This is a genomic window from Streptomyces sp. AMJ-169, assembly GCF_055597585.1.
In genome coordinates, this window is record NZ_JBVLTJ010000008.1 from 404,609 (window position 1) to 413,740 (window position 9,132).

The window sequence follows — 9,132 nt, forward strand, 5'->3', positions numbered from 1 at the left end:
CCCCCGCTGTGAACAGGGGAGTTGTACGGGCAGTCAGACACCGCACCACCACCGAGGAGAAACCGTGAATCCCGTCCGCGTACTCACCACCCTTCACCCCGCGTTCGAAAATCCCCCCGCCCAGGCGGTGGCGGCCACCGCGTTCCGCCGCCCGGTCGACGTCCGCCGCGCCCTGTTCGCCTCCGCGTCACGACCGTCATCGAGGTGGGGCGCATGACGCTCGCTCCCGCCGTCCTCACCTGGGCCGGACGCGTGCTCGGCGCCCGTCCGGCCGTGGAGGACACCCGGACCGGCTCCCGTGTCTGGAAACTGACGCTCCCCGAGGGCGCTCACCACTACCTGAAACTCTCCCGGCGCCCGCTGATGTACGAGCGTGAGACCCTCGCCCTGCGCCACGCGGTCCCGGCCCTCGCCGCCGGCCGCGCACCCCAGCTGAAAGCCTCCGACGCACGGCACCTGGCCCTCCTCCTGACCGCGCTACCAGGAACCCCGCTCGGACAACTCACGCTCACCCCCGCCGAAGAGACCCGGGCACACCGGCAGGCCGGCACCCTGCTGGCAAGACTGCACGCGGCCGGCGAGCTCTCCGGCCCCCGCCGGACGGAAGCCGCAGGAGCGCTGCGAACCGCCGCCGAAGAAGCCGAGAACCACCTGAGGCGAACCGAACTGACCCCACCGCAAAGGCAGTTCGTCCACGACCAGGCCACCCGCCTGCGCACCCTCCCACCCCTCCCGCTCGCCTTCATCCACGGCGACGCCCACCCCCGCAACCTCCTGTGGTCGAGCACCCTGCGCCAGGCCGCCTGGATCGACTTCGCCCGCTCCCGATTCGCCGCGGCGGTCCAGGACTTCGTCCCCCTGGCCGGCACCGCCTGGCCCGACCGCCCCGACCTGCGCACAGCCTTCCTCCAGGGCTACGGCCGCGACCTCACCCACGAGGAGAACCAGGCCCTGACCTGCCTGACGGCCCTCGACGCGGCGAACCGCCTCGCGTACGACGACCTCGACGCCTCCGCACACGGCCGCCGCACCTTGGACCGGCTCATGACAGGGGCGACCGCATGACGACAGCCTCGATGCCGATCCCCCCGGCCCGTACGGGAGTCCCCCAGCCGTCCGCGCCGCCGGAACTCGACTACAACGGGCGCAAACACCGCCGCGCGATGGACGACGCCACCCTGTGGGACATGGCCCGCCGCATCCCCGCGGCGCTGATCCGGACCGCCCGCCTGGCCTGGTCGGTCGACCGGCGCATGGCCGTCACGATCCTGGTGTGCCAGCTGCTCTCCGGCCTCGGCACGGCCGTGATGCTCGCCGCCGTCGCGAAGGCGCTGCCCGAACTCATGACCACCGACCCGCGTGAAGGCCTGGCACACGCCTGGCCCGCACTCGCCGTCGCCGTGGCGGCGATGGCCACCGGCGCGGGCCTGTGGATCCTCGCCGACTGGGCGACCCGCCGCCTCAACCCAAAGATCGCCTCCGCCGTCGACCTCACCCTGGTCGACCTCCACATGCGTGCCGAACTCGCCGCGTACGACGCGGAAGGCTTCCAGGACCGCGGCCAGGCGGCCGAGATCGGCGCGCTGCGCGCCGTGGACCTGGCCGACGACGCCAAGACCCTCACCAACGGACTCGTCCAACTGGTCTCCGCCGCCACGGTATTGACGTCCCTGCACCCCCTGCTGCTCGGCGTGCTCCTGCTGTCCGTCGTACCGCGCGGCATGGGCGGAGTGATCGCCGCCCGCATCGACTACCGCGTCCACGACCGAACGCTCTCCGCGCGCAACGTCCGGGGCATGATGCGCTGGTGGCTGACGACGGCCGAACTCGCCGACGAGCTGCGCGCCAACACCATGCGCCGCTACCTGCACTTCTGGTACCGGACGATGTGCGACCGGGTGGAAGGCCGCGAACTGGCCGGTGCCCGCCCGTACTTGCTGGTCACCCTGCTGGCCGCGGCCTTGGGTGGCCTCTTCACCCTCGGCATGTGGGTCTCGCTGGCCGGGCTGGTCCTCACCGGCGCGATGTCGACGGCCATCGCGGGCACGGCCGTGGTCGCGTCCCAGACGGCGGGCCGGGCCTTGAACTCGATCATCAGATACAGCACGGTGATGTTCCACCACGGCCTCTACCTCTCCGACTACCACACCTTCGTGGAAGAGGTCCGCGCCGCCACCGCCGCACGCGGCACCACCCAGGCCGCGCCCCCACGGCAGATCCGCCTGGAAGGCGCCGCCCACACCTACCCCGGCAAGGAGACGTCGGCCGTGGGCCCCCTGTCGCTCACTCTGAACCGGGGCGAAGTGGTCGCCCTGGTGGGGGAGAACGGCGCCGGCAAGTCGACCCTGATCCGGATGCTCACCGGCCTGACCCTCCCCACCGAAGGCAGAGTCCTCTGGGACGACACCGACCTGGCCGCCGCCGAGGCCGAGTCCGTCTGGCGCCACGTGGGCCTCGTCCCCCAAAAGAACGGCCGCTGGCCCCTCGCCGCCCGCGAGAACATCACCCTCGGCCAGCCCCGGGAACACGGCGACGACCGGATCTGGGACGCCGCCGACCGCGTAGGCATGACCAAAGCACTCCGCTCCCTCCCCGGAGAACTGGACACCCTCCTGGCCCGCTCCGTCTGGGGCGGTCATGAACTGTCCGGCGGGCAATGGCAACGTCTGGCCTGCGCCCGCGCGATGTACCGCGAACCGGCCGTCCTCATCCTCGACGAACCCACCAGCGAGATGGACGCCCGAGGCGAGCACACCATCTTCCGCGAGCTGCGCGCCATGGCCCCCGACCGGATCACCGTCGTCGTCACCCACCGCCTCGACAACGTCCGCATGGCCGACCGGATTCTCGTCCTCGACGAGGGCCGCATCCGGGAGGAAGGCACTTTCGATCAACTCGTAGCGACGGAAGGGAGCTTGCTGGGAGAGCTGTACGCTCTGTCCCAGGACCGCTGAACCTCTTGGGCCGTTTGGGGGCCTTTGGGGGCCGTTTGAGGGCCGCTTGGGGCCGCGTCCTGCGATGCGGCCCCTTCGGGGATTCAGCGGCTGGGCTGGTACCGCATCATCCGGTAGCAGATCTCCCGCTTCGTCACCCCGAGCGCCGTCGCCATCGCCTCGTCGGACAGCTCCTTGCGCATGAGAGAGCCGACGGCCCGCTGCCCGCCGCGCAGCGCCTTGTACTCCAGCGCGGCCACGACCCGCAGCGCGGCCAGCGGCTCGCTCAGGGCCAACGAGGAGATGCGGTCGCCGAGTTGACCCATCAGCTCCGTCACCTCGCCGGGTATCGGGACCACCCGTTCCCCGACCTCCTCGATGTGCCGCTCCCAGTCCCCGTGCGGCCCGTCGTCCTCGTACATATGGGCGCGCCGCCAGTCGACCTCGGACCAGTCGAGGGGATACAGGTCCGCCCCGCGCCACCCGCAGGAACAACTCCCGCGCAAATGGCTGGCTTTGGGGGTGCTCCGCTTCCCGTCGTACACCCACCAGTCCGTGCTCTCGTACGTGTACTTGCCGCCTGCGGAGCCGAAATACCTGGGGCTCGGCTCGCTGCCGTCACCAAGCACCGCACTCGCCCTGCCCTCGTGAGACGACCCGAACTCAATGCTCTGCCACGCCATGAAACTCTCCTCACAGACCCTGGCGCCGACCTGCCTCTTACGACGACGATGCCCGAATGCCAAGGGCCGCCACAGCCAAATAGCGAAGCTCGCCGCGACCCTGGAAGGAGTCGGACACATGGTGATTCGCTGCGATCCGCAAGTGTCTGGATCCGGGCAAAACCGGTCAGCCCCTCGGTGGGGGTCGCGATCGGCACCCCGGAACCGGATCGAACAAGATCACCGTACCCGGCCTCTGGTATAGAATCGCCGCGTACCAAATTCTTCCGACAAGTCCTCAAATCGATTTCAGCAAGGGGTGGTAGTCAGGGTGCCGGACAGGAATATCGAGTTCGGTAAATACGGTGCCCAGGGCATCAGGGCTTCCGAAGCCGTAGCGCGTCAACTGGGCGCGCTGGCAGGTTTCGTGGCGTCGCCGATCACTTCCCGTCGAGGGCTGATGGCACGGCTGCACTACCTGACCCGCACCGATCACGCACGTCAGACCGCCCGGGAGGCGGGCCTGGCGGTGTCGGACCGGACGCTGAAAGCGTGGCTGTCGGAGAAACAGAAACCGTCCGCGAAAAACCTGGAAAAGATCGAGAAGGCATATCGATCGGTCCGTAGGCAGAACGTGGCACGTTATCTGCTGACCCGCCTGAATCGCGGCGGTCAGGGAACCCGAGTGGAATTCCACCCGTTGAACCAGTCCGGGGTCCCTTCCCCGCGCCAGCGGGTAGTGGGATTCAGAACACTCAACGTCCGCCGCTGGGACCGGATCGTGGCGGCCTGGGCGGCGGACGACCTGACCGCGCTGGACGGGGTCTGGACCGATGACGTACTGGTGGACCTGGGCTCGCAGTGGGGCCAGTACGAGTACGTGACGAACGTCGGCTTCGCGGCCTGAGTATTGCGGGTGGGGCGGCCTCGGCCCGGGTTTGTGCCTGCGGGCGGGCTCTACGGGAGCCCGGCGCAGGGAGTCCGAGGCCCGCTCCGACGCGGCGGCCGGTCGGGACCGCCTTGAGCCGGCATCCGCCGGGCGCGTCATCCGGCCCGCGCGGCCGGTTTTTTCGGGGCGCGGGCTGAGGGGGCCTGCCGATTTGCCTTGGTGTGGATGGCGTTGGTCGTCCCCTTGGTCACGCCGGTCTGCTCAGCAGCCCCGTGTTCGGTCAGCGTGGCCTCCGGATGCTGTCGATGATGCGGGTCCAGTTGTCGGCGCCGTGTCCGTTCTCGATGGCGTGGCGGTAGTGGGACTGCACGGCCAGGGGGAGTGCGAGGTCGAGGCCGAGTGATCTGCTGGTCTCGACGATGTGGTCGGATGTCGCGCCCATCATGGTGATCGTGCTGAGGCCGCCGGGATGTTCTCCGGCATCCAGTGCGGCGCCCGGGGTCTTTTCGCCGGCTCGCAGGATGGCGCCGATCGAGTCGGTGGAGGAGAGCAGCTCGGGCAGTGTTTCCTTGGCCTTCAGTCCTGCGGTGCTCAGCATCGCGGTGGCGTGCATCAGCGCGGACAAGGTGGTGAGGAAGACCGTGAGCTGGGCCTGGTACATCAGTTGGGCGAGGCCGGGATCCTCGCCGAGACGCTTCGGGGTGCCGAGCAGTGCCAGCGTCGTCCGGTGGTTCTCCATCACCTTGTCGGGGCCGCTGTAGTAGACGTAGGCGGCCTCCGTGCCGACCATCGGTGCCGGGACCATGACACCGCCGGTGAGGAAGGCGGCGCCGTGGCTCGCCGCCCGGGATGCCGCCTCGCGCGTTCGATCGGGTGTGTCCGAGCTCAGGTTGACCAGCGTCCGGCCGGCGAGCGATGCGGTGGCGCTGTCGAAGACGTCGTACATCGCCTGGTAGTCGGTGAGGCTGAGGAGCACGAGGTCACTCGCCTCGATCGCCTCGCCGGGTGTCGCCGCGAGCGTCGCTCCGTCGGCGACGACGGCGTCGGCGCGGGCTGGGGTGCGGTTCCAGACGGCTGCGCGGGCGAGACGCCCCGCGACAACTACAAGCGCTCGCTCCAGATGCGGGACGCCGGGACCCCGTCGGACGAAGCGCTCCGGCGGCTGGCCGACGCCCACGGCATCCGCCTCTTCACCGGCCCCGCGGGCGGTGGAGCCCTTCGCGGCGCCGGTGCGCGGGCCCGAGTTCATCGGGGCGCGGGACTTCACGCCGGTCCGGTAGCGGCGGATCCGTCCCGGCGGAACTCCGGCACGCCCGTCACACAAGCTGTGCCCCGGCATGAACACCGGGGCACAGCTCATCGCGGCGGAGTTCACCCCGCCCCCGGAATCACACCGCCCCCGGAATCACCCCACCCAACCGCTCCGTCAACGCCCGCGCCGTCCCGATGATCCGCTCCGCGATCTCCGGCACCCGCTCGTGCGTGACCCGTGACGCCGGCCCCGAGACGCTGATCGCGGTGACCGGAGCGCTGGTGTGGTCGAAGACGGGCGCGGCCACGCAGCGGATGTCCAGCTCGTTCTCGATGTCGTCCACGGCATAGCCCTGCGCGCGCACCCGGGCCAGTTCCGCGTACAGCTCGTCCGGGGTCGTCAGGGTCGCCGGGGTGCGGCGGGGCAGGCCCGACGTCACCGCCTGCGCCAGGATCTCCTCCTTGGCGTGCGCGAGGAACGCCTTGCCCGTCGCCGTGCAGTACGCCGGCTGCCGGCCGCCCACCCGGGAGTGCATCCGCACGGCCTGCGGGCTCTCGACCTTGTCGATGTAGACGATCTCCGGCGGGTCGAAGCTGACCAGGTGGACGGCCTCCCGGACCTCCTGGGAGAGGGTGTGCAGCAAGGGCGACGCCGTGCGGCGGATGTCCAGGCGCTCCAGGTACACCTGGCCCAGCAGCGCGTTCTGCGGGCCCAGCCGGTAGTGGCCGCTCTCGGGGTCCTGGTCGACCAGGCGCGTGTCGCGCAGCGGGGCGAGCAGTCGCAGGACGGTGCTCTTGCTCATGCCCAGGCCGGTCGCGAGGTCGGTGAGCGAGGTGCCCTGGGGGTGGCCGTCGTCCTCGGCGAGGTACATGAGCAGGCTCAGCGCGCGGCGCAGGGACGAGGAGGAGTTGCGGGGGGTCTCGGGGGTCTTCTCGGGGGTCACGGGCGGACCTTACCGTACTGCATTGCAAAACTGAATGTTACATATTGAAATCCAGCGTTGACGGGGGTGGGGGAGGGGGCTAATTTCTCCGCAACGCCCCGCGCTGTGCAATGTGAAATCAAGTTCTGCATAGCAAAACCTCCTCCCTAGCGAACCTGCGCAACCCTCCCGGAAGGGAGCCCCCGTGAAGAGATTCCGTCACCGTACCCGCCCCTTGCTTCCGATTTGTATCGGTGTGACCGCTCTCGCATCCCTCACCGCCTGCACCTCGGTCAGCGCCGCCACCGGCGGCGCGCAGTCCTCGACCCTCCAGGACGTCATCCGCCGCGGCACCCTCAACGTCGCGAGCTGCCTGACCTTCCCGCCGTTCGGCTCCCTCGACAAGGACAACAAGCCCCAGGGCTACGACGTCGACGTCGCGACCGCGATGGCGAAGGCGCTCGGCGTGAAGGTCCACATCGTCGACACCACGTCCGCGAACCGCATCCCCAACCTCCAGACCCACAAGGTCGACGCGGTCGTCTGCAACTTCACGACCACCGCCGAACGCGCCAAGCAGGTCACCTTCAGCGACCCCTACATCGTCGCGGGCGAGGTCCTGCTGGCGAAGAAGTCCAGCGGCATCGCCACCCTCCAGGACCTCACCGGCAAGACCGTCGCCGTCACCAAGGGCTCCACCAACGGCGACGCCATCAAGTCCGCCAACCCCAAGGCGAAGATCCAGGAGTACGACACCTCCTCCGCCGCCGTCCTCGCCGTCAAGCAGGGCCAGGCCGACGCGATGGTCGAGGACTCCAACTTCCTCAACTACCAGGCCAAGCAGGACCCTTCGCTGACGGTCACCAAGACGTCCGTCGTCCCCCTGGAGTACAACGGCATCGGCCTGCCGCTGGGCGACGCGACCTGGGCGCGCTGGGTCGACACCTGGCTGCGCGAGTTCAACACCTCCGGTCAGGCCGACGCCCTGTACCAGAAGTGGTTCGGCGTCAAGCGGGTCTTTCCGCTCAACCCCGCCTACTAGGAACGGGGCTGACATGTTCGTCGACTGGAGTTACGCCCTGCGCGACTGGCCCACCTATCTCGACGCGGCCCGGCTGTCGCTGCAACTCTCCCTGGAAGCCTTCGCGCTGGCCTTCGCCCTCGGCCTGCTCGGCGCCCTCGCGCGCGGCTCCCGCCACCGCGCCGTCCGCGCGCCCGTCGCCGTGTACGTCGAGGTCATCCGCAACACCCCCGTCCTGCTCCAGATGTTCGTCGCCTACTTCGCGCTGCCCTCGGCCGGCCTCAGGCTGAGCCCCGTGCAGGCCGGCGTGCTCGCCCTCGGCGTCAACGTCGGCGCCTACCTGACGGAGATCTTCCGGGCCGGGCTCCAGGCCGTGCCCGGCGGCCAGCGCGAGGCCGCGCGGGTCCTCGCCCTCAGCCCGGCGCGCACCTTCGCGCACGTCGTCCTGCCGCAGGCGCTGCGCAACGTCTACCCGGCCGTCGTCAACCAGCTCGTCCAGATCATCCTGGGCTCCTCGCTGCTGTCGGCGATCTCGGTGCCCGAACTCACCGGCACCGCCATGGTCATCAACTCCCGCACCCTGCTGACCGTCCAGGTCTTCGGCATCGCCGCCGTCCTCTACCTGCTGCTCACCAACGCGGTCGTCCTCGCCGCCTCCCTCATCGGCCGCGCCGCCTTCAAGCCGCCCCTGGCCCCCGCCCCCCGGCGCCGTCTCGTACGCCGGCCGCTGCCGAAGGAGGCGTGATGGACTGGTCGGTCATCTGGTCCAACCGCGAGCTGTACCTCGACGGACTGTGGGCCACCGTGCGGCTGTCGCTCGCCGCGATCGCCACCGCGACCTCCCTCGGGCTGATCGTCGCCGCCGCCCGCACCAGCCGGATCCCCGTGCTGGCCCAGGTCGCCCGCGTCTACCTGGAGGTCTTCCGCGGCACCCCGCTCCTCATCCAGATGCTGTTCCTCTACTTCGGCATCGCCTACCTCGCCCCCATGGGCCTCACCGTCTTCGGCGCCGCCCTGGTCGCGCTCACCCTCTACCAGGGCGCCTACATCGCCGAGATCTTCCGCGCCGGCATCGAGGCCGTACCGCGCGGCCAGTGGGAGGCGGCCCGCGTCCTCGGGCTCGGCAAGGCCGGCACGTTCTTCAGCGTCGTCCTGCCGCAGACCCGGACGATCGTCCTGCCGCCGCTCGTCGGGCAGTACCTCTCGCTGATCAAGGACACCTCGATCGCCGTCGTCATCGGCTACGTCGAACTGGTCCGCCAGGGGCAGGCCGTCATCGACCGCGTCGGCGCCCCGGCCACGTCGTATCTCGCCGTCGCCGCCCTGTACTTCGTCATCTGCTACCCGCTGTCGCTGCTCGTGCGGCGCATGGAGCGAAAGGCCGTCACCTCCTAATGATGTTGTCAAGCGGCAGTTGTGACGGGGAGGTTGCTTTGGTAGCACCGTCCGTCAC

Annotated in this window: 9 protein-coding genes; 6 read left to right on the forward strand and 3 right to left on the reverse strand. The window is 69.8% G+C overall.

Annotation, left to right across the window (positions count from 1 at the left end):
* Positions 1-213 precede the first annotated feature (213 nt).
* Complete coding sequence (locus ACYUD3_RS22195; RefSeq protein ID WP_470972491.1) at positions 214-1,065, forward strand: phosphotransferase enzyme family protein; 852 nt, start codon at positions 214-216, stop codon at positions 1,063-1,065.
* Positions 1,062-2,954, forward strand: coding sequence for an ATP-binding cassette domain-containing protein (locus ACYUD3_RS22200; RefSeq protein WP_470972493.1), 1,893 nt, complete (start codon positions 1,062-1,064; stop codon positions 2,952-2,954). The genes ACYUD3_RS22195 and ACYUD3_RS22200 overlap by 4 nt, the downstream gene beginning before the upstream one ends.
* 83 nt (positions 2,955-3,037) lie before the next feature.
* Here the strand turns inward: ACYUD3_RS22200 and ACYUD3_RS22205 are convergent, their stop codons facing one another.
* Positions 3,038-3,616, reverse strand: a complete 579-nt coding sequence (locus ACYUD3_RS22205) for a hypothetical protein (RefSeq protein ID WP_470972495.1) — start codon at positions 3,614-3,616, stop codon at positions 3,038-3,040.
* A 310-nt stretch (positions 3,617-3,926) separates the two neighbouring features.
* Here ACYUD3_RS22205 and ACYUD3_RS22210 point away from each other — a divergent pair, with 310 nt between their 5' ends.
* Positions 3,927-4,502, forward strand: a complete 576-nt coding sequence (locus ACYUD3_RS22210) for a transcriptional regulator (protein ID WP_470972497.1) — start codon at positions 3,927-3,929, stop codon at positions 4,500-4,502.
* A gap of 262 nt (positions 4,503-4,764) precedes the next feature.
* On the opposite strand, the gene ACYUD3_RS22215 is transcribed toward ACYUD3_RS22210, so the two are convergent.
* Positions 4,765-5,751: an NAD(P)-dependent oxidoreductase gene (locus ACYUD3_RS22215; protein ID WP_470972499.1), complete on the reverse strand. Its 987-nt coding sequence runs from the start codon at positions 5,749-5,751 to the stop codon at positions 4,765-4,767.
* Between the two features lie 121 nt (positions 5,752-5,872).
* Complete coding sequence (locus ACYUD3_RS22220; protein WP_470972501.1) at positions 5,873-6,679, reverse strand: IclR family transcriptional regulator; 807 nt, start codon at positions 6,677-6,679, stop codon at positions 5,873-5,875.
* A 235-nt stretch (positions 6,680-6,914) separates the two neighbouring features.
* Between ACYUD3_RS22220 and ACYUD3_RS22225 the strand changes: the two genes are divergently transcribed.
* From ACYUD3_RS22225 to ACYUD3_RS22235, 3 genes are read left to right on the forward strand one after another with little or no spacing between them, the layout of a single operon-like run.
* Positions 6,915-7,700 (forward strand): ABC transporter substrate-binding protein, encoded by a 786-nt coding sequence (locus ACYUD3_RS22225; RefSeq protein ID WP_470972503.1) that lies wholly within the window; start codon positions 6,915-6,917, stop codon positions 7,698-7,700.
* Between the two features lie 13 nt (positions 7,701-7,713).
* Positions 7,714-8,424: an amino acid ABC transporter permease gene (locus ACYUD3_RS22230; RefSeq protein WP_470972505.1), complete on the forward strand. Its 711-nt coding sequence runs from the start codon at positions 7,714-7,716 to the stop codon at positions 8,422-8,424.
* The gene (locus tag ACYUD3_RS22235; RefSeq protein ID WP_470972507.1) at positions 8,424-9,074 is read left to right on the forward strand and encodes an amino acid ABC transporter permease; all 651 of its coding nucleotides are present in this window, start codon (positions 8,424-8,426) and stop codon (positions 9,072-9,074) included. Before ACYUD3_RS22230 ends, ACYUD3_RS22235 begins: the two co-directional genes overlap by 1 nt.
* Positions 9,075-9,132: the final 58 nt, after the last annotated feature.

Bases quoted from the DNA above. Each gene is read 5' to 3' on its own strand.
- ACYUD3_RS22230 (WP_470972505.1), top strand. From the start codon at position 7,714: ATGTTCGTCGACTGGAGTTACGCCCTGCGCGACTGGCCCACCTATCTC.
- ACYUD3_RS22205 (WP_470972495.1), bottom strand. From the start codon at position 3,616: ATGGCGTGGCAGAGCATTGAGTTCGGGTCGTCTCACGAGGGCAGGGCG.
- ACYUD3_RS22195 (WP_470972491.1), top strand. From the start codon at position 214: ATGACGCTCGCTCCCGCCGTCCTCACCTGGGCCGGACGCGTGCTCGGC.
- ACYUD3_RS22235 (WP_470972507.1), top strand. From the start codon at position 8,424: ATGGACTGGTCGGTCATCTGGTCCAACCGCGAGCTGTACCTCGACGGA.
- ACYUD3_RS22200 (WP_470972493.1), top strand. From the start codon at position 1,062: ATGACGACAGCCTCGATGCCGATCCCCCCGGCCCGTACGGGAGTCCCC.